The organism is Lysinibacillus sp. NPDC097214, from assembly GCF_050277945.1.
Classification (GTDB): domain Bacteria; phylum Bacillota; class Bacilli; order Bacillales_A; family Planococcaceae; genus Lysinibacillus; species Lysinibacillus xylanilyticus_B.
This window is the reverse complement of sequence record NZ_JBNNSS010000010.1, coordinates 75,344-96,406: the sequence shown is the minus strand read 5'-3', so window position 1 is coordinate 96,406 and position 21,063 is coordinate 75,344. Positions and strand designations below refer to the sequence as shown.

The 21,063-nt window shown below is 38.4% G+C and carries 21 protein-coding genes and 1 riboswitch; of the genes, 2 read left to right on the top strand and 19 right to left on the bottom strand.

The features are described from left to right. Window positions 1-149 precede the first annotated feature (149 nt). The 10 genes from ACQKMI_RS20015 to ACQKMI_RS19970 all read right to left on the bottom strand — a co-directional run bounded on the left by ACQKMI_RS20015 (window position 150) and on the right by ACQKMI_RS19970 (window position 10,516). Window positions 150-1,007, bottom strand: a complete 858-nt coding sequence (locus ACQKMI_RS20015; protein WP_427491762.1) for a MetQ/NlpA family ABC transporter substrate-binding protein — start codon at window positions 1,005-1,007, stop codon at window positions 150-152. An 83-nt stretch (window positions 1,008-1,090) separates the two neighbouring features. Further along, window positions 1,091-1,759: a methionine ABC transporter permease gene (locus ACQKMI_RS20010; RefSeq protein WP_427491760.1), complete on the bottom strand. Its 669-nt coding sequence runs from the start codon at window positions 1,757-1,759 to the stop codon at window positions 1,091-1,093. Continuing rightward, window positions 1,749-2,777, bottom strand: coding sequence for a methionine ABC transporter ATP-binding protein (locus tag ACQKMI_RS20005; RefSeq protein WP_427491758.1), 1,029 nt, complete (start codon window positions 2,775-2,777; stop codon window positions 1,749-1,751). Before ACQKMI_RS20005 ends, ACQKMI_RS20010 begins: the two co-directional genes overlap by 11 nt. Window positions 2,778-2,862: 85 nt before the next feature. Further along, window positions 2,863-2,967, bottom strand: a riboswitch (SAM riboswitch). Between the two features lie 53 nt (window positions 2,968-3,020). Continuing rightward, on the bottom strand, window positions 3,021-3,332 hold the full coding sequence (locus ACQKMI_RS20000; RefSeq protein ID WP_427491756.1) for a thioredoxin family protein: 312 nt from the start codon (window positions 3,330-3,332) through the stop codon (window positions 3,021-3,023). 16 nt (window positions 3,333-3,348) lie between these two features. Further along, the gene (locus ACQKMI_RS19995; RefSeq protein WP_079561464.1) at window positions 3,349-3,690 is read right to left on the bottom strand and encodes a toprim domain-containing protein; all 342 of its coding nucleotides are present in this window, start codon (window positions 3,688-3,690) and stop codon (window positions 3,349-3,351) included. A gap of 200 nt (window positions 3,691-3,890) precedes the next feature. After that, on the bottom strand, window positions 3,891-4,271 hold the full coding sequence (gene gcvH / locus ACQKMI_RS19990; RefSeq protein WP_427491754.1) for a glycine cleavage system protein GcvH: 381 nt from the start codon (window positions 4,269-4,271) through the stop codon (window positions 3,891-3,893). A gap of 80 nt (window positions 4,272-4,351) precedes the next feature. Further along, window positions 4,352-4,708 (bottom strand): arsenate reductase family protein, encoded by a 357-nt coding sequence (locus tag ACQKMI_RS19985; RefSeq protein ID WP_427417247.1) that lies wholly within the window; start codon window positions 4,706-4,708, stop codon window positions 4,352-4,354. Window positions 4,709-5,000: 292 nt separating this feature from the next. Next, window positions 5,001-6,785: an acyl-CoA dehydrogenase family protein gene (locus ACQKMI_RS19980; RefSeq protein WP_427491752.1), complete on the bottom strand. Its 1,785-nt coding sequence runs from the start codon at window positions 6,783-6,785 to the stop codon at window positions 5,001-5,003. A gap of 120 nt (window positions 6,786-6,905) precedes the next feature. Further along, window positions 6,906-8,078: an acetyl-CoA C-acetyltransferase gene (locus ACQKMI_RS19975; protein WP_427491750.1), complete on the bottom strand. Its 1,173-nt coding sequence runs from the start codon at window positions 8,076-8,078 to the stop codon at window positions 6,906-6,908. A gap of 53 nt (window positions 8,079-8,131) precedes the next feature. Next, window positions 8,132-10,516 carry a 3-hydroxyacyl-CoA dehydrogenase/enoyl-CoA hydratase family protein gene (locus ACQKMI_RS19970; RefSeq protein ID WP_427491748.1) on the bottom strand — a complete coding sequence of 795 codons (2,385 nt, stop codon included), beginning with the start codon at window positions 10,514-10,516 and terminating at the stop codon, window positions 8,132-8,134. 387 nt (window positions 10,517-10,903) lie between these two features. Here ACQKMI_RS19970 and ACQKMI_RS19965 point away from each other — a divergent pair, with 387 nt between their 5' ends. Continuing rightward, window positions 10,904-11,248, top strand: a complete 345-nt coding sequence (locus tag ACQKMI_RS19965) for a thioredoxin family protein (RefSeq protein WP_427491876.1) — start codon at window positions 10,904-10,906, stop codon at window positions 11,246-11,248. A 148-nt stretch (window positions 11,249-11,396) separates the two neighbouring features. Continuing rightward, on the top strand, window positions 11,397-11,900 hold the full coding sequence (locus tag ACQKMI_RS19960; RefSeq protein WP_427491747.1) for a C39 family peptidase: 504 nt from the start codon (window positions 11,397-11,399) through the stop codon (window positions 11,898-11,900). Between the two features lie 50 nt (window positions 11,901-11,950). On the opposite strand, the gene spoIIP is transcribed toward ACQKMI_RS19960, so the two are convergent. From spoIIP to ACQKMI_RS19915, 9 genes are all read right to left on the bottom strand, one after another. Beyond that, window positions 11,951-12,856 carry a stage II sporulation protein P gene (gene spoIIP / locus ACQKMI_RS19955; protein ID WP_427491745.1) on the bottom strand — a complete coding sequence of 302 codons (906 nt, stop codon included), beginning with the start codon at window positions 12,854-12,856 and terminating at the stop codon, window positions 11,951-11,953. Continuing rightward, a complete protein-coding gene (locus ACQKMI_RS19950; protein ID WP_427491744.1) occupies window positions 12,846-13,385 on the bottom strand; it encodes an RNA polymerase sigma factor in 540 nt (179 codons plus the stop codon). The genes spoIIP and ACQKMI_RS19950 overlap by 11 nt, the downstream gene beginning before the upstream one ends. 395 nt (window positions 13,386-13,780) lie before the next feature. Beyond that, on the bottom strand, window positions 13,781-14,668 hold the full coding sequence (locus ACQKMI_RS19945) for a 5'-3' exonuclease (protein ID WP_427491743.1): 888 nt from the start codon (window positions 14,666-14,668) through the stop codon (window positions 13,781-13,783). Between the two features lie 397 nt (window positions 14,669-15,065). Next, a complete protein-coding gene (locus ACQKMI_RS19940; RefSeq protein ID WP_427491742.1) occupies window positions 15,066-16,061 on the bottom strand; it encodes an agmatinase family protein in 996 nt (331 codons plus the stop codon). Between the two features lie 435 nt (window positions 16,062-16,496). Continuing rightward, window positions 16,497-17,522 carry a polysaccharide deacetylase family protein gene (locus tag ACQKMI_RS19935; protein ID WP_427491740.1) on the bottom strand — a complete coding sequence of 342 codons (1,026 nt, stop codon included), beginning with the start codon at window positions 17,520-17,522 and terminating at the stop codon, window positions 16,497-16,499. After that, window positions 17,510-18,214 (bottom strand): hypothetical protein, encoded by a 705-nt coding sequence (locus ACQKMI_RS19930; protein ID WP_427491738.1) that lies wholly within the window; start codon window positions 18,212-18,214, stop codon window positions 17,510-17,512. The genes ACQKMI_RS19935 and ACQKMI_RS19930 overlap by 13 nt, the downstream gene beginning before the upstream one ends. A gap of 22 nt (window positions 18,215-18,236) precedes the next feature. After that, on the bottom strand, window positions 18,237-19,919 hold the full coding sequence (locus ACQKMI_RS19925; RefSeq protein ID WP_427491736.1) for a GNAT family N-acetyltransferase: 1,683 nt from the start codon (window positions 19,917-19,919) through the stop codon (window positions 18,237-18,239). Window positions 19,920-19,951: 32 nt separating this feature from the next. Then, entirely contained in the window at window positions 19,952-20,215 is a 264-nt protein-coding gene (locus ACQKMI_RS19920; protein ID WP_427491734.1) for a hypothetical protein, read from the bottom strand. Between the two features lie 129 nt (window positions 20,216-20,344). Then, entirely contained in the window at window positions 20,345-20,980 is a 636-nt protein-coding gene (locus ACQKMI_RS19915; RefSeq protein ID WP_427491733.1) for a sugar transferase, read from the bottom strand. Window positions 20,981-21,063 lie beyond the last annotated feature (83 nt).

Genomic DNA, 21,063 nt, shown 5'->3' with positions numbered 1-21,063 from the left:
AAAATATTATTATATTTTTGCTATAAACTACAGAGTAATACCTCTTTTGATGAAAAGTTGTATTTTTCTGACAACAGCTATCCTTTTTATAACAAGAAGAAAGAGTATGTAAGTTTTATTCTTACATACCCTTTTCAATAAATTTTAAATTATTTAACTGGTACAACTGAGCCTTTCCATTCTTCAATAATGAAGTCTTGGATTTCTTTAGATTTTAATACTTCTATTAATTTTTTAATTTCTGGTTTTGTTTCATCACCAGCACGTACAGCGACAATATTTACATAAGGAGATTCTTTATCTTCAAGAGAAATTGCATCTTTCAATGGATTTATGCCGTTATCGATTGCAAAGTTCGAGTTGATCAGAACCGCATCTCCTTCATTATTTTCATACATTTGTACAAGCATTTCAGGCGCTGTATTTGCATCGAATTTGAAGTTTTTAGGGTTTTCTGCGATATCTTTTATTTCTGCTGCTGTTTTATCAACACCATCTTTTAATTTAATTAAGCCCTTAGCTTCTAACAATGAAAGCATACGACCGTGGTCTGAAACGGAGCTAGAAAGTAAAATTGTTGCACCTTTTGGTAGATCCTCAAGAGATTTATATTTTTTAGAGTATATTCCGATTGGTTCAATGTGAATGGCACCCGCATTTACAAAGTCATAGCCGTTTTCTTTCATGCTAAGCTCTAAGAAAGGTAGGTGTTGGAAATAGTTTGCATCAAGTTCACCTGATTCTAAATGTTTGTTTGGTAATACATAGTCTTGATACGTTTCAATTTCAAGATCGATACCTTCTTTAGCTAAAATTGGTTTTGCTTTTTCCAAAATAACCGCATGAGGCGTATTAGAAGCACCTATTGTTAATGTTACATTTTCTTTATTGTCTGATTTATCACCAGATGATGCGTTTGAGTTTGTATCTTCTTTTTTACCAGCACCACAAGCAGCTAAAGCTAGCACTAATACCGATAAAAATAATCCTGCTAATAATTTTTTCATTTTATTGCACTTCCTTTTCCCTTATTAAAGTATGTTAGCGGTATAAAACCGAAATAACCTCTTTGATGTCGAGCTTTGCCTTTTTAGCGTTTATCTGTTTTGGCTGTTATCATGTCGCCAATCCATTGAATAATAAATACTACTATTAAGATTAATATAGTCGCCATTAAAGTTACATCTTGGCGATTACGTTGGAAACCATCTAAGAATGCTAAGTTTCCTAGACCACCTGCACCGATAATACCTGCCATCGCAGTATAGCCAACAAGTGCTACAGCCGTTACAGTAATACCAGAAATAAGCGCTGGTAACGATTCTGGAATTAATACTTTCCAAATAATCGTTGACGTTTTGGCACCCATTGAACGAGCTGCTTCAATAACACCTCTATCAATTTCACGTAAGGCAATTAATACCATCCGTGCATAAAATGGCGCAGCTCCGATAATTAGTGCCGGTAAAGCCGCATCTGCGCCACGAATTGTGCCGAGTAAAAATTTCGTAAACGGAATTAATAAAATAATTAATACGATAAATGGAATCGAACGGAAAATGTTAACGATTGAGCCTGTTAAAAAGTTCACCAGTTTATTGGCCCATAGTTGGTTTGGACTTGATAAGAATAGTAAGATCCCAATTACTAATCCAAGTATAAATGTAATCACCGTAGAAATTGTGGTCATGTACAATGTTTCATACGTAGCTTCCCACATTTTTTCCCAGTCGACATTCGGAAAGAGACTAGTTAGCATTGGCAATCACCTCCGTTTGTACTTCGACTGTATGCAAGTAGCTAAGTGCAGCTGCAACATTCGCCTCTGTGCCTTCAATTTGCACAATAAGTGTACCGTACGCGCCATTTTTCGTTTGCGAAATATTACCATGTACTATACTTACTTCTACATCAAATTGTTTTACAAGATGTGAAATAACAGGCTGCTCTGTTTTTTCTCCTACAAATATTAACTTAACAAGTTGTCCATCAGGGTAATTTGCTTTAATTTGTACCACAGTTTCCTGTGTTTCCTTCGTATCCGTAATTTGAGAAACGAATTTTTTTGTAATGGCCGCTTGTGGAGCTTGGAATACTTGTAATACTTCACCACGTTCTACAATTTCTCCAGCTTCCATAACCGCTACACGATGGCAAATTTTGCGAATAACGTGCATTTCATGTGTGATTAGCACAATCGTTAAACCTAATCGTTCATTAATATCGACAAGTAAATCTAGGATAGCATCTGTTGTCTCCGGATCCAGTGCGGATGTTGCCTCATCACATAACAATACTTCTGGATTATTAGCAAGTGCACGAGCGATGCCTACACGTTGCTTTTGCCCCCCTGATAGTTGTGATGGATACGCATTAGCGCGTCCATCTAAGCCAACTAGTGTGATTAATTCTTTCACACGGACCTCACGTTTTGCCTTTGGAACACCAGCGATTTCTAGTGGAAAAGCGATGTTTTCCGCAACAGTTCTAGACCAAAGTAAATTGAAATGTTGGAAAATCATACTGACCTTTTGTCTAGCATCTCTGAGCTTTTGCCCCTTTATGGATGAAAATTCTTGATTGTTAACCGTTACCGTACCAGATGTAGGCTTTTCTAAACCGTTTAACAAGCGAATCATTGTACTTTTACCAGCGCCACTGTAACCGATAATGCCAAAAATTTCACCTTTATTAATAGAAAGGTTGACGTCTTTAACTGCTGTTAATTCGCCATTCGAGGTTTTGTATTTCTTCGTAATATTTTGAAGATTGATCATAGCGAATTCTCCTTTTCTCATATAAAAAAACCCCTTCACTTATAGACAAGTAGAAGGGGTCACGTAACTTATACGCTAAACCGTTCTCTCATCTGTCAAAGATAAAATCTTTGGGTGATTTGGCACCTTTTCACTTAGTGTTGGTTGCCGGGCTTCATAGGGCACTTCCCTCCGCCGCTCTTTATAAGAGTTCGATATATTTATATTTTTTAGTATATTCGTACTTTACCACGTGAGTAAAGTTCAGTCAATTGATTTTTTTAACAATTCGTATAAATATGGTACGGATTGAAAGGCATAAACCTTTTCCGTCACTTTTCCGCCTTCACATACAAGTAAACACGGTACACTTTCAATTTTATTCTCATAAGCGATTTGCTCGATAAAATTAATATTCGCTTTACCAACCTGTAGCTGTGGCAGCAATTGCTCTACAACCGACATCATTTTCGATGCAACTACACACGTTCCACACATTGGCGTATATAAATAAAAAGCAGCTTTTTCACCAGACTGGATAGCCGCGTCCCACTGCTCTTTTGACCATTCTTCCATCTTTTTTCACGCAACCTTACAAAATATATTCATTATGGATTGAGAAATGTGCACGAAGCAAAATCGCAGCTAGCACCTTCCTCGGAGTTGTCTCAACTTCCTTATATGTTGGCATTGTACGTAAATGCTCAGCCTCTGGATAATGTCTGTCCATTAATGCTCGTAGCTTATCACCCGATGTATCTGCATCAAAAAATGTATAAAGCTCACAGCCTTCATATGGATCGAGTAACTCTTCTAATTGATGCACACCAATTGTACCATTCGTGCAAAGTATTTTAACATGTTCATTTAAAATAGGTTCAATTTGAAGCTTATCCGAACGGCCTTCTACAATTAAGCATTTCCCCTCGAACATAACGCCACCCCCGTTTAGACATATCCCTTATCTTTCATTATATCAATAAATCTTGTCTTTGATACTGTTAGACACCTATTGATATGGGAATATACTTGCATTCACCCTCCTCCACTATGTTGGTAGGATGAATGAAGATAATAAAAAACGTCGGTAATTTCCGACGTTTTTCTATTACAGGCTTGTCTTACAGGCTTGTATTATTCTGCAATCATTTCATCGTATTGCTCAGCTGTCATAAGTTTTTCAACTTCTGATGCATCAGCAGGCTCTACAACGACCATCCATGCTTTTTCATATGGTGATTCATTAACGAATTCTGGGCTATCTTCTAAATCTGCATTTACTTCAACTACTGTACCTGAGATTGGTGCATATAATTCAGAAACTGTTTTTACAGATTCTACGCTACCGAATGGATCATCTGTTTTGATTTCGTCGCCAACTTGTGGAAGTTCAACGAAAACGATATCTCCAAGTTCAGATTGTGCGAAGTGAGAAATACCGATACGTACTTTACCATCTTCTACTTTTACCCATTCGTGCTCTTCAGAGTATCGTAAGTCTTTAGGTGTGCTCATGCAAAAAACCCCTCCATAAATATGTAATATATTCACTTTCAGTGTGCCATACTTCTACCATAAAAACAAGATTAAAAGCGTTATTTCCAAGCTTGCTCAAAATCTGATTCTTTAAACCCTAAAGTAACTTTATTTCCATCAGTTACAATCGGACGCTTAATTAACATACCATCGGACGCAAGCAGTTCAAGCTGCTCCTCTTCAGTCATTTCAGCAAGCTTATCTTTCAAGCCGAGCTCGCGATATTTCATACCAGAAGTATTAAAAAATTTCTTTAAAGGTTGTCCACTTGCCTGCCATAAGTTTGATAATTCGTCCTTTGTAGGCGTTTGTTCGACAATGTGTACCTCTTCGTATGAAATTCCATTGTCATTTAGCCATTTTTGAGCTTTTTTACAAGTAGTACATTTAGGATATTGAATAAATTGAATCGTCATTTATAAGGCTCCTCTACTATCTTTTTAGGACACTATATTTTCAGCGTCCCCCTCATTTTCTGTAGTATACCATCATAACCGGTACGAACCAAAATGAAACAATTAATAGCTCAATACTTCCAAAGCGTGGGATTGATTTCCGTTCCGGCTGGGCGCTTTCCGAAGCGTCAGCGACAAAGCGAGTAGCCTGGAACGGAAATCACCTCCTCATTTTGCAAGAGCCATACTATTATTTCCAACAAAAAAACCTAGCTATCACACCTCAGTGGATAGCTAGGTTTAACCTGCGATATTAAACTACAAATTTTTCTGCTTCAATTAATTTAACAGAAGCTTCGCGTTTCTTCTCGATTAAGTTGTATGGGTTGTTGCGAGTTAATTTACGTAGTGCAGACAATGTCATGCGTGCAGCGTCGCCATCTGCTGAAGCAAGAATCGTATCTTTTGCTTCTTTTTCAATTTCTGCAAATGCTTCTTGGCAGAAGATTTGAGTGTACAATAACTTTTGATGAGCTTTTTCAGCACCGTCACGAGCAATCGCTTTTTCTGTACGCAATACAGCAGATTCCATAGCGAATAGTTGGTTTGCGATATTTGCAATCTTCACTAATACTTCTTGCTCTTGATCAAGCTTCGCGCCGAAGCGTTGTGCTGCTAAACCTGCTGCCAATACAGCAATTTTCTTCGCATTTTTCACAAGATATTTTTCCTGTGCTAAAGGCTCTGTGCCTACATCTTCAGGCATTAACATAAGAAGTTCTTGCTGTAAATTTTGAGCGACTTTTAGTAATGGCAATTCGCCTTTTAATGCCTTTTTCATAAATGTACCTGGTACAATCATGCGGTTAATTTCATTTGTACCTTCAAAAATACGATTAATACGAGAATCACGGTAAATACGTTCTACTTCGTATTCAGCCATAAAGCCGTAACCACCATGTAATTGAAGCGCTTCATCTGCAATATAATCTAAAGTCTCAGAACCAAATACTTTAGCAATAGAACATTCAATCGCATACTCAGCAATTGCACCAGCAATTACTTTCCCTTGCTTTTGCTCATCTGGGCTTAGTTGACTTAAGCGGTCCTCAAATAAACCTACTGTACGATAATTTAATGACTCAGACGCATATAATTGTGAAGCCATAGTCGATAGTTTTTCTTTTGTTAGATTGAAATCAGACAGCTTCGTTTTAAACTGCTGACGTTGGTTTGTATATTGAATAGCTAGCTCTAATGCACGCTTCGAGCCACCGATTGTTCCAACCCCTAATTTATAGCGACCGATATTTAAAATATTAAAGGCAATAACGTGTCCGCGACCTACTTCACCTAAAAGGTTTTCTACAGGTACTTCTGCATCTTCAAGTATTAATGTACGTGTCGATGAAGATTTAATCCCCATTTTTTTCTCTTCTGCTCCAACTGAAACGCCATTGAAGGCACGTTCTACGATAAATGCTGTAAATTTATCGCCATCGATTTTTGCATAAACAACAAATACATCTGCAAAGCCTGCATTTGTAATCCATTGCTTTTCACCGTTTAAAATATAATGTGTCCCTGCATCGTTTAACTTGGCAGTCGTTTTTGCACCTAATGCATCAGAACCTGAACCTGGCTCTGTTAAGGCGTAAGCAGCGATTAATTCACCTGACGAAAGCTTTGGTAAATACGTCTTCTTTTGATCTTCATTTCCGAATAGGACGATTGGTAAAGAACCAATACCTACATGTGCACCATGTGTAATAGAGAAGCCGCCAGCAACTGACATTTTTTCTGCAATTAATGCAGAAGAAACTTTGTCTAATCCTAGACCTTCATATTCTTCAGGTACATCTGCGCTTAGTAAGCCGAGTTCACCTGCACTTTTTAGTAGGCGAACCGAATGCTCAAATTCATGATTTTCTAAATTTTCAACGACTGGTAACACTTCATTTGCTACATACTCTTCAGTAGTTTTAGCAATCATCTTATGCTCATCTGTGAAATCTTCTGGTGTAAATACACGATCTAACTCCACATCTTCAATAATAAATCCGCCGCCTTTAATGAAATCCGTTGTTTTTTCTGTCATTCAAAATTCCTCCCTATGCATCTATTAGTAATAGTTTTTATCCCCAATATATAGAAAAGCTTGAAGCACTGTGTTCGGAGGCAACCAGAAACGTAGCACTCCAAGCTGATCTAGCAAAAATTATAGAAGTTCAAATACTCCCGCAGCACCCATACCGCCGCCGATACACATTGTCACGACACCATATTTCTTACCTTGACGCTTCAATTCATGAATAAGCTTTAATGTTAAAATAGCTCCCGTTGCACCAAGTGGGTGACCTACGGCAATGGCTCCACCATTGACATTTACTTTATTTTGATCGATGCCTAAATGACGTACGACCTGTAAGGATTGTGATGCAAATGCTTCGTTAATTTCCCAAAGATCAATGTCATCTATTGATAAACCCGCAATTTCAAGTGCTTTCGGTACTGCCACGATTGGGCCAATACCCATCACCTCAGGAGGTACTCCACCCACCGCAAAGCCTAAAAACTTCGCCATCGGTTTAAGCCCTTGCTTTTCAGCTTCCTCACGATCCATCACAAGTACCGCTGCTGCACCGTCCGAAGTTTGAGAAGAATTACCAGCTGTAACACTCCCCTTAATATGGAAGGCTGGACGAAGCTTTGCTAAACCTTCTACAGATGTACCTGGACGTACACCTTCATCCATGCTAAACGTGAATTTTTTCACCTGTGGTTTGTTGTTGTCATCTACATAATGTTGCTCCACTTCGATTGGTACGATTTCATCATTGAATTTGCCTTCTTTAATCGCCTTTTCTGCAAGCTCATGTGAACGAACAGCAAATGCATCCTGATCTTCTCTACTTACATTGTATTGACGCGCCACTTCCTCAGCTGTGTGCCCCATCCCCATATAATATTGAGGAGCAGTTTCTGCTAACGTTGGATTTAAGCGAGGCGTATTGCCAACCATTGGCACCATACTCATAGACTCGACGCCACCAGCAAGAATTGCCTTAGAATGTCCTAGCATAATACGCTCTGCTGCAAAAGCAATTGCCTGTAAACCTGATGAACAGAATCTATTAATTGTCTGCGCTGGCGTTGTATCTGGTAATCCAGCAAGCGCTCCAATATTACGTGCTACGTTCATGCCCTGCTCAGCTTCTGGCATTGCACATCCTAAAATTAAATCGTCAATCGGACCTTCATAGCCCGCTCTTTTTAATGTTTCTTTGACAACCACCGCTCCAAAATCATCTGGTCTAACGGTTGCTAAAGAACCTTTCTTCGCTTTCCCAATCGGAGTTCGTGCTCCTGCTACAATAACGGCTTCACGCATCGTATTAATCCCCCTTTGTTTCATGTGCAAGTATGGTTAATTCAGTCTTAAAGTTAGTTACGCAGTGGTTTTCCCTTTAAAAGCATGTGCTGCATTCTTTGTTGAGATAACGGATCTGCCACTAAGCTAAGGAACGCCTCACGTTCAAGGTTTAATAGGTATTGTTCATCTACTAATGTGCCATATGGAACTTTACCACCAGCAATGACATACGCTAATTTTTTAGCGATTTTTAAATCATGTTCACTAATATAGCCTGATTCAAACATTCCTTGCGCACCGATTAATAGCGTACCGTATCCTGATGCACCGACTACAGGAACTTTGGTAGGTACAGGCGGTAAATAGCCTGATTCAAAAAGCGCTAGTGCAGCTTGTTTTGCATCATATAGTTGGTGATCTGGGTTAACAGAAATCCCGTCAGCAAAGTTTAAGAAGTTATTTTCACGTGCTTCTTCACCAGATGTCGAAACTTTCGCCATCGCAATCGATTCAAATACTTTATTAGCAATATGTTGATAGTCTACCTCGACGCCATTTGGTAAGCCTTTGAGGAATTTTTGGTAAAGCGCTTTATTACCGCCACCGCCAGGAACTAATCCTACGCCGACTTCGACTAAGCCCATATACGTTTCCATTGTTGCTTGAATATGTGCGGCTGGTAAGCAAACTTCTGCTCCGCCACCAAGTGTCATAGCAAAAGGCGCTGCCACAACAGGCTTGCGAGAGTATTTAATCTTTTGCATCGCATCTTGGAATGCTTTAATAACGAAATCTAACTCAAAAATATTATCATCCTGTGCTTCTACTAAAATCATTCCTAGATTTGCACCAACACAGAAGTTTTTCCCTTGGTTACCGATGACTAAGCCTTTATAATTCGCTTCTACTTCATCGATTGCAAAGTTAATCATTTGGATAATGTCTAAGCCAATTGCATTTGATTGGGAATGGAATTCAAGTAATGCAATTCCATCACCTATATCTATTAAACTAGCACCTGTATTTGATTTAATAACACCGTGCTTTTTCTTATAGCGTTTTAAGTTAATTTCCTTTTCATTGACTGGCACTTTTACGTATTCAGAGCCATTATAATAGGCAAGGTCGCCGTTCATGTCCGAATAGAAAGTTTCAAAGCCACTTGCTAACATATCTTTGACGAATGCCGGCACCTCACGACCTTCTGCCTCCATTTTAGCTACGGACTCTTTGACGCCAATTGCGTCCCATATTTCAAATGGCCCTTGCTGCCAACCGAAGCCCCATTTCATAGCATTGTCAATGGCAACAATATCATCAGCAATTTCACCGTGTAGCTGTGCAGAGTAAATGAGCGTTGGAGCAAAGATACCCCATAATAACTCTCCGGTACGATCCTTAGCATATGTTAATGCTTTCACTTTATTTGCTAATCCACGTGTTTGTTTTGCCATTTCGATAGAAGGTGTTTTTAACTTTTTAGCAGGGCTATATTCTAAAGTGTTTGGATCAATTTCAAGGATCTCTTTACCTTGCTTTAAGAAGAATCCTTGACCTGATTTTGCTCCGAGCCAGCCGTTTGTGACCATTTTCTGTAAGAATTCGGGTACTGCAAATACTTGCTGCTCTTCACCAGTTGTTTGATCATAAACGTTTTTCGCTACATGGATAAATGTATCTAAACCAACAACATCCAACGTTCGGAAGGTTGCAGATTTGGGACGTCCAATTAGTGGACCGGTTACAGAATCCACCTCACCAACTGAATAGCTACCCTTCATCATTTCTTGTAAAGTAATTAGTAAACCGTACGTTCCGATACGGTTGGCAATGAAGTTCGGTGTATCCTTTGCAAGTACGACACCTTTCCCAAGTACATCTTCGCCAAATGTTTTCATAAAGCTGACAACTTCTGGCGCTGTTGTGTTTGCTGGGATGACTTCAAGTAATTTTAAATAGCGTGGCGGATTGAAAAAGTGAGTTCCTAGGAAATGCTTTTTAAAATCTTCTGAACGCCCTTCTGCCATTGCATCGATACTTATGCCCGATGTGTTTGAACTAATAATTGTACCTGGCTTACGTACAGCATCAACTTTTTCATATAAGTTTTGTTTAATCGCTAAATTTTCAACAACAACTTCAATAATCCAATCTACATCTTTTAATTTCTCTAAATCGTCCTCAAAGTTACCAACCGATAGTAGTGATAAATTTTTCTTAGAAGTAAGTGGTGCTGGCTTTTGCTTTAATAACTTTTGAAGAGCTCCGCCTGCGATACGATTTCTTACAGCAGGATGCTCTAAGGAAAGCCCCTTCGCTTCTTCCTCTTTTGTTAGTTCCTTCGGTGCAATGTCTAATAATAATGTTGGAATACCGATGTTTGCTAAATGTGCTGCAATTCCAGAACCCATTACCCCAGAACCTAGAACAGCTGCTTTTTTAATGTTGTAAGTCACAAGCAATTCCCCCTTATTCTCCCATTGAATGAATAGTCATTCATTTTTTGACCAAAAAAATATCAAGTTTACCTTAGTGTATTTTTGTCCAGAATTTGAATGGGTCTAGCTCGATTCAAATTTAGTTGTTTTCTGTGACATACAACTAAGGCTTATCTCCGTTCAACTACCATTTTAGTTTTTGAGGTACTATTTTCCGCTGAATGAAGATAAAACTACTTTTTCTGTTTTTAGTGTAGAATATTTTGTTTCATTTAGCAATCTTTTTCCACCAATTATTTTTGCAATATACAACTTTTTTCGTTTTTTACGAGCGAAAACAAGACAATAAGCAGATAGCGATTATTCCAAACAGAAAACTTTCAGGTTGCGTTAAAAATGTGTAAAATGGAAAGCGAGGAGAGTGAAATACTAATGAAAACAATTACAACTGCTGACCAATTTAACGAACTGATCTCTGGTGATCAAAAAGTTCTAGTAAAATTTTACGCTGGATGGTGCCCAGATTGCACACGCATGAACATGTTCATCGATCCAATTATCGAAGAGTACAACCAATTTGACTGGTATGAACTTAACCGTGATGAGCTTCCAGAAATTGCGGACAAATATGATGTAATGGGTATTCCAAGCCTACTAATTTTCCAAAACGGTGAAAAATTAGCACATTTACATAGTGCTAATGCTAAATCACCTCAGCAAGTAACAGATTTCTTATCTGAACAAAAATAATTAACTAGGCTAAAATAGCAAAGTTAATGTAGAAGGTCTACTGAGTTGTGGCGAAAGCGAAGCGTCAGCCGCAAGTTACAGAATTCTTCTGCAAAAAAAGAGCTGCATTTCTTTTGGAAATGCGGCTCTTTTTAGAAAGGAGATTATGATGCGCCAACAATTGTCACTACTTGGGAAATCACAATATGATGCAGCCATTTCACCAAACTATCGTAATTCCGCATGTGGACCTACAACTGTACACGTAATCTTAAACTACTTTGAAGATCAAGCTCCTTCTGTAAATGAGCTTTATAAACTTCTCGGTGGCACGAGAATTGGGTTATTTAAGTGGCGTCTTATTCGCAATCTTCGGCGGCTCCGTCCGACATGGGATATTCGTGATTGTACTTTAAAGGAGGCTATGCAGGAGATCGATGCAGGCCGGCCTGTCGCCATACGCTTTGACCGCTATTTTAGCCTGAATTGGTGCGATAAAAAAGCTGCCTTCGCGTATCATTGGGTACCTCTCATCGGCTATGAAATACGAAATGATGAGCTGTTGTTAATGTTCCATGATAATGGTGGTCTTCATCGTGAAAGTAAAATTCGAACGGCTCCTTTTAAAAATAATGAAAAAGTATTGAGCTTCGTGAAAATTACACCGAACTAAGTGAAAGCGTGCCTGCAATGTTTAGACACGCTCTTCTTATAATTCAACGCTTATTTGCTTTTCTCAAGAATATCCTTTAGAACCTGTGCAAAAATATCTGTTGTTCTATACATTTCTTCCAGAGTATTTTCTATACCTCCCATTTCTAATAATACTGAATTATCATGGAGTTCTTGATTATAGGTATTTTGAGGATTGATCCCTTTTTCTATTACACCTATTGATAATCCCGGATATAATTCTTCTAGTTGTTTATGAAGCTGAGTTGCAAATCTTTTATTCGTTTCATAGTTTCCACTCGTTTTTGATACGACAAATTTAATTCTTGCGTACTCTTTCCCTTTAATTTCAATTGTGGATTCCCGTCTTTTTGTAGAATCTCGATGTATATCAAAAACCATGCGAACACTGTCATTTTCAGCTAAGACTTTCTGTAAATTTTCCCGTGATACTTTATATGAATCCGGAAAATATAAACCTCTCTGTTTTAAGATCCCAGCTATATCTGTCTCATCATGAATTGATGGAACCTGCATTTCCTTTAATGCTCTACTTAACTCTTTACCAACCAATGTTACATTTTTAGTTTGACTATTAACCATCCAATCAGTTTTTTGTTCAGGAAGCTCCGGAATAAATGATTCCATATTATGTGAATGATAAATATAGACTAAAGGTTCTTTTTCGTCCATTGCATAAGACGATGAAGTCCCACCAACACTTTGGATTACCTCTGAAATTTTGCCATTTTCATTAAAAAAGAGTAACCATGAAAAAATAAATGCACAAACTAAAACACCACTTGTAACCGCGGAGAATTTTGTTAAGATTCTTTTTTTACTCATGCTTCGTGCTCGGTGTCTAAGTGTATTCTCAGTTGCAGAAACAAACTCCTTTCTAGGATGTTGAGGGTACATTTCTTTCAGCATATCAAATAAATCTCGTTCATTTTGCATTCGTCAATACCCCCTCTATTTCAATATTCAGTTTTCTTTTAAGCTCTTTTAGGGCTCTATGATAATCAACTTTCACTTTCGATGCACTACATTGAAGAATTTCTGAAGTCTCGTTAATGGAAAATTCATTAATACCTCGCAGTATGACTACTGCTCTGTATTTTGGTTTTAATTTAGCAATCGCTTCATGAATAAATCGTTTTAATTCTGTTACCTCAAATTCCTCATCAGGCTTCTTTTCATTCGATAATAACTGATTAAAAAAACCGTCCTTAAATAGTGAGGAAACTCTTTTCTTTCTGTAATGATCGATTGCCACATGTTTTGCGATTGAAAAAATCCATGTTTTTAACTGATAGTTACCGTTAAAATTCGATAAACCTTTTAATACCCGAATGAATACTTCCTGGGTCAAATCCTCAGCATCATTTTGATTTCCTGTAAAACAAACAAGAAATCTATAAACGTCTAAGTAATACAAATTGTAAATTTCAACGATTCTTGATTCCAAGTTATTTGAATCAATCAATCTTTCCCCTCCTTTTACTTATTTGCTTATAATTCGTTTGAGGTTAGGAAAAGGTTACAAAAAATTTTATAAAGGTTCTTCACCATAACGTGTGGTTGATTTCCGTTCCGACTGGGCGCTTTCCTGGGGGCGTCCGATGAGCCGCTTCACTCGCGATGCTCGCTCCAGGGTCTCGGGCCAACACGACGTTGGTCACGAAGGCATTATCACAGGATGTGATGCTCTTAGCCTTCGTTCCCCTATCGCTAATCCCCAAGGAGTCGCCTAGTCTCCACTCCAATCAACTTATACATGACATACGAATTAGCAAAATGTCATCCCCAACTTATCATGATGAGCAATAAAAAAACAGAGCATATTTCTATACTCTGCGTTGAAGACCATGATGTTTGTTATTAAATAAGTGAATATAACGAGCGTGCCTGCTTGGCGATTAATGTGTAGCCAAGTTGTTCTATTTCTTTGAACGTTTGAGGCTCGTAATTAGGTAATACTAAACTCGCTAAATCTGCCTCGATTGATACGTTTGTTTGAATGGTTGCAAGCTCGTGTGACAAATTAAGCATATCTAGATTCTCTTTAATTTTCGTACGTTGTCCAGGCTTTAATTCATCTAGTGATGTAAGAACATTTTCGATAGAACCATACGTTTGAATTAACGTAAGCGCCTGCTTTGGTCCAATTCCCTTTACGCCAGGATAACCGTCACTCGAATCTCCCATAAAAGCTTTGACCTGTGCAAATTGAATAGGCTCGATGCCATATTCCTCTGTAAAGCGTGTATGTGTATAAACGTCATACTCTGTGTAGCCTTTTTTCGTAAAAGCAATTTCCGTTGATGGTCTTAAAAGCTGTAGTAAATCCTTGTCTCCACTAATTACCGTAATGTCAGCCTCATCCTGAAATTTTGTAATCATTGAGCCAATTAAATCATCTGCCTCCATCCCTTTAACACCGAAGTTTTGCCAGCCGATTTGCCCGGATAAATTTTTTGCCATATCAAATTGCGGTAGCATTTCCTCTGGTGGTGATGGACGATTAGCCTTATAGCCATCAAATAATTCGTTGCGGAATGTATGTGAACCCATATCCCAACAAACAGCTAGATGGGTAGGCTTCATAATAGATTGTGCCGTTAATACATGACGCACAAATCCTTGAGCGCCATTCGAAGGTGTCCCATCCGCAAGGCGAATATAATGCCCCATCGCTGCAGACGCAAAAAATGAACGGAATAATAGCGCCATGCCATCAATAATTAATAATTTTGGTTTTGTTGTCATGATAAATAATCCTCTCTATAACAATACAATGATGTATTAATTTGGATCATCACCAAAACGTGTGGTTGATTTTCGTTCCGGCTGGGCGCTTTCCTGGGGGCGTCCGATGAGCCGCTTCGCTTCGCTGCAGGGTCTCGGGCCAACACGATGTTGGTCACGAAGGCGTTATCACAGGATGTGATGGTTTTAGCCTTCGTTCCTCTATTGCTAATCCCAAGGAGTCGCCCCGCCTCCACTACAATCAACTTATTTACATAGTGGACGTTTTAACAAAAGTCATCCACAACTTTGAGTGATGAACCATTAATTATATAATATATTAAGCATTGTTCTATTATAGCAAACTATCATCAAACTTCATTGTAAATATATACAAGCCATCATTCTACGTCCCATTTTATAACGATCTAATTATTTCGTTGCCTCTTTTTGAAATACGATTGCGGTAATCCAGTCGAATACCTGTTAACCATTGTAAAAATGCTGTTACGCCCATCTTTACGGTTTCCGGGCGTAGATCCCCCTCTTTTGGATCCGCATAGACAAAGTCAATATGGCGGACTCCTTCATTTTCTCCTATGAGCTTTAGGATATCGAATAATTCATAGGCCGTTAATCCACCGGGTGTTGCTGCAGGTACATCTGGGGCGAATGTAATATCGAGTGCATCCAAATCGACAGATACATAAATACGATCCACCTCATACATAAGCTGACGGAGCATTTCGCGAATGGTTAATTGAATGCCATCACGACGCATTTGCTTTAACGTAATCATATGAATTCCTTGTTCTTTCGCATAATGAATCATTTCTGGGGAATTAAAAAAGCCGTGTAGCCCGACATTATAAACATGTTTTCCCTCTACAATCCCTGCTGCAATGAGCTTCTGCATTGGAGAATCCATAGCTAAACCAATTTCCTCCTGATTTCGGGCATCCAAATGCGTATCAATTTGAATAATCCCTATGCGATCCTTTGGAAAAGCATTCTTTATTCCTCTTAGAGAACAAGCTGTAATTGCATGATCTCCACCTATAAGACAGGTGAAACTTTTAGAATATGCGGTACTTAAGCTTTCTGCTGCAGCTTCTATAGCTGACTCTGAAAGCATTCTATCCGTCTCATGGATGGCCACATCACCAACATCAAAGACTGCCAACGCGCGCAAATCTACTTGCTCATCTAAATTGTAAGATTGAAAGCTTGGCCAAGCCTTTCGAAACGCTGTTGGATATAGTGCTTTTTCGGAGGGTTTACTAGCATACGATAATAAAGCACCATACAATATAATATCTACGTCACTTGGAAGTGGATTTTCTTTTTGTTTAATCCATTGATGCATAGCTGAACCATTTTCTTGCTTATACTGCCATTCTGGTTGAATAAACATGTTAACCGACCACCTTCATGCATTTTTTCAATAACTATCATAACGTGGGGTTGTTTCCGTTCCGGCTGGGCGCTTTCCTGGGGGCGTCCGATGAGCCGCTTCACTCGCTATGCTCGCTCCAGGGTCTCATCTGTGACGCTGATCCCCGAGGAGTCGCCCAGCCTCCACTCCAATCAACTTATCCACATGACATATGTTTTAACAAAATGTCATCCCAAATTTTGATGATGAGCCAAATTAAAGTCAATTTCCCTGTGTTAATCCATTAGTACATACCATTTCGTCAAAGTTCGGGATTTTCCCTCTTAATTTTTAAAAATTCTCTATCCTACCCCTATAACAGAAAAAGTAGCAAACTAGAAAATTTCTTAGTTTGCTACTTTTTCTGTTTGGATAGAGTGAAACTTGATTCAGTGTTTTTTACCCCACTGATTATTAGTCTTCGCCAATCGGGCTTTTGCGTGCTAAAGATTGGCAAAGCTCTGCGACCTCGTGCATCGTATAGCTTTGAAAGTTATATTGATGACGCAATTCCTGATAGTACTGTAAAAGCTCCTCAAGCATTGCTAAATTTTTTTCTATGTTCTTGCCAAAATTATGAGGGTGCCACCATAAATGATAAAAAGCTTGAGACATTGCAGCTGTATGCATCCCCTCTTTAATCCGTTTAACCTTCAAGCCTTCAAAAAATCGTAATGGGCTACAATAAGGTCTTAAAAACGCACTTGAACGAATGTTAATAAAGGAATCCTTTTGCATTTCTTCAATTGTTACTAGATGATTGCCTGTTACATTCACATAGCTATCCAGCCATTTTTTCGCACCTAATAGTCGACCTTTTTTCGTAAAATTTTGAGGATCGTATAACGGATGTTTTTCATTTCCTCGATAGCATATAAATCCTACTTCCTGACATGCTGGGAAATAGGCTTCGTTCACCTGATTACGCGGAAAAACAATCGATTTCATCGGTGCGATATATTCTTCACAAATCATTGCAGTTGCGTGTAAATCTGCACGAAAATCTGCTTCAGTTTGTCCATTTTCTAAACAGTAAAAATGTGAAAATGTATGACTTCCTATTTCTTGATGTGGTGTACGTTTAATCTTCTCAATTAAGGATTTACCGAAATGTAAGAGGTCATCCTGCTCATTTTCTCCTACTTTTGCAAATTGTGTATGTGCTGCATAATGCCTGTCTTTATATTTTACAGGGATACCTCTTAAGTAGTGAGCCATTTCTGCTTTTGTTTCTGCAAACAATAGACCAACTGTGGCCCAAGTCGCATGAATACCATACTGTTCAAACAACTCTAGTATTTTAGGCAATGCCTCGCGTACACCATATAAATTTTTATTGTATTGCCCGTACTTAAATGCATCGTGGACACCCCAAATCAGCTCAAAATCCAATGAAATGACAAGTCCTCCACGATTCACTTCAATTACTACTTCCTCCATTTTTGCACGCCCAATAACAGTGCACGTATTTTGGATTGGGTAATGTAGCCGGAGTATACATCGATGACTTGTCCACCGAAGCCTTGCTTAAATGCACGAACATTTTGGTCATCCGTTAGCTTCCCCATATCATATAAAACAAAGCCCTGCTCCTTTAAATGCAATAAATTGTGCCATAGTAAGAAACGATTTGCATAACGAACTGGCCTTTTTAAATGATCTGGCACCGATTGCAAATGACATGTCGCTACATAATAGGACATCGCTTTTTTAGCGTATACAATATCGAGTCTATAGCAAAGTGTTTGTCCACAAATACTTCGAATCTCAGACAACCATAGCGCGCCTTTATCTTTCAAGAGCGTAATAGCTTCCATTTGAGACTTACTAATGAGCTCGAGTTTTTTCCTTTTCGCAAAATTATTATAAAACTGTTGAAAGGCTCGTAAATTTTCATCTGATGGTTCTTTATAAATAAAAACTTGATAGGACTCTTTTTGTGCACGACGAAGTATTTTTCGATTACTTTCGGAAAGAGCAAGATATAATGATAACTCACTATCTGTCAGGTGAATATGAACCGTTTCACTTTTAACAAGCTTACGGCTCGGTACAAGTGAATTTGTATAGCCAACGACCTTCATTGATTTTCTAACATTGGCTGGCTTTTCTACAAAATAAAAATGCTGCATTGCGATATTCCATCGCTTACTTTTAATGGACAGAATGAACATCGCCCCCACTCTCTGTGTATTTTTCTGCATGATTTCGCTCATAACGAGCACATTTAAAATGTTTCATTCGAGAAATACGTTTATAGCCTAGCTGCAATAATCGTTTACGTTTTCGCCAGTGCCAAAAGCTTGCAGTAACCCAAAGTGTTTGTGCAGGTTTCATTTTTTGGAAAAAGGCTGTGATAATATCGATATTTTTATAAACATCATAGGTTAAAAAATATGTCTGCTTTGGCAATGCTTCAACAATTTGCAATTCATCTACACGCCAGTTCATCGCATGTAACGCAAACGCAGGCTTATTCGTTTTTGCAAAAGAATCTTTATAAATAGTGTATCCCTTATAAAATAAAGAAATAATCTCTTCCTCATCGAGTTGCATCGCCTCCTGAATCGACAACTCCTCAAACAAATCTCCTACAGGTCGATGCGGTGTCACACTATCTGATGGGGATAATTCATACAAATCCACTTGCTTAAAACGAATAAATTTTTCTACGAATAGTTGTCCATATTCTAGCCAATCTTTCACTTTTCCATACTTTACTAAGTAACGTAATTGACCTAGAGTATTGCGTTTCCATTCAACAACACGATGATTGCCTTTTAATAATTCCTTTAGTCGTTCCTTCAACGTAAAACGACTCGCCATTAGCTTTGCTCGCTTCGTTCCACTGCTTACGAGCATACGCCTTGTAAAATCAATATTAGAGCGCCAATCGAACTTATACGGCTCATAGCCAATGCTCATATCGAACAAGCGATAGTTTTCAGAATAGATTCGCTTGATGGTTTCCTGATTCACTAATTTGCCCGGCGCAAATATATTAAATGTCGGCTCATGCTTAAGTGCGTATGTTACATAACGTCCCCGACAGCAAATTCCAAAGGTAAAAGCAATCAATTGGTCTTCAAAAACAAGTGCGTCTACCTTGACTTGCAATGCCTCCCCCTTAAGAAGCGTCAACTGTTCGAAAAAATCCTTTTTCTTGCCTTTCGTAAAATCACGTATGTCTGTTTTTTTTGCCGATCGTCGATCAAATAATCTAAACATTTGCCAAAGCTCGTCCTGTGAAGGTATTTTCCTCGTTAGTGAGCCTAATTCCCGTAGCTTCCGTTCTCTTCTATCCATACCATGCTTTTTTCTACGTTGATTGAAATAGTTATGAAAATCTATATCGTGAAGGGCAAGATATGGTGTCACTACACGAAAAATACTCGGGCGTAACTGCCTTTCAACAAAATATTGCTCAATTACCTTTGTAGAGTCTTTGCTTTCCAATAATCCATGAAACGAAAATAGTAGATGTTTATACTTTTCAATGAGCTGATCGAATACAAAGGTCGTAGCAGGCAGCAGCCATTCTTTTTTCGCTACAACACCGGAGTAATTTGCAATATTTTCTCCCGTAAGAGCATAAATTCGTACCCCCCATTGAAGTCGAACTGTGAAGGGGAAAAAAGCAATGATTCCACCATTTTCTTCAACAGCATAGAGCTCAACACGCTCTCTACGCCCAACAATTTGCCACCAGTTATAAAACCAAGCAAATTCTATAAATGGATTATCATTGCACTCCGCTTCTAAAATTCCATCCCAAATATCCTTGTACCACATAAGCTCATCATCTGTTCGAATGCGAATTAATTGCAACTTAATCACCTTTCTTAGCGGACTTTGATACAGCTTGTTCGTTAACAAATAGCGTTTTCTGATACATTGGTAAAAAGTCTTTTTGGCACTTCAAAACGAGCAACCATCACAAATAATGGATGCTCCTGCTTCTCTCTAAAAGGTGCTACTTGCTTCTCTTTTTGGTCAATGCCATTATGAATCGTTAACATTTTATGAGCAGGAGCAATTTTTTTCGTTAATGCTAACTTGCGATCGTATTCAGATGCCGTAAAAATTTTCGCTGTTAACGGCTGAACTGATGTTTCCGTTCGACGATATATCATCTTTTTTTATGTGGTACACCTTCTGTAAAATTCTAGCTATGGGCTGTAAAAACAGTTGGAATGCGTAAAAACCTACCAATTACACGTCCAATCGCGCCTGCCTTTGATGAATGGGCTTTCCTAACACTTTTAATAAGCACCTGTTCTCGCTAAAACTACGTAAAGTGTTTTGATGATAATTTTTATATCCATCCAAAATGAATATTTACCAACGTATTCTAGGTCATATGAAATTTTTTGTCCGTGAGAAATATTAGAACGGCCGTTAATTTGAGCAAGCCCTGTTAAACCAGGCTTTACTTCTAAACGTCGGGCCTGTAAAGTGTTATAAGCATTTGTGATGGTTGGAACTTCTGGCCGTGGTCCAACAATACTCATATCTCCTTTTAAGACATTAATGAGCTGTGGAATTTCATCAATACTTAACTTCCGGAGAACAGCCCCAACCTTCGTGATGCGTGCATCCTGTTCAGTTTTAAAATAAAAATCATCTGGAATCCCGTCTGCACACAATCTTGGCATTTTTACAGGAACTGCCTGTAAGGTCATTGTCCGCAGCTTCCAAATAACAAAACGCTGATGTTCCTGTCCAGTACGGATTTGTTTAAAAAAAACAGGGCGACCTGTACTAATGAGTAGAATGAGGAAAACTACTAACATAAGAGGAATGGTTATGAAAAGTAATAGGAGTGCCCCCGTAATATCAAAAATCCTTTTTCCGAACTGACTATAAAGTGTTTTAGTCTGAGCTAACTGCTCGTGCAATATATCATCCTTTACATTTTTTTAGTACTTAACTTTATATATTCATTTGGGACATTTATAGAACTATTTTTGAAAAAGCATTT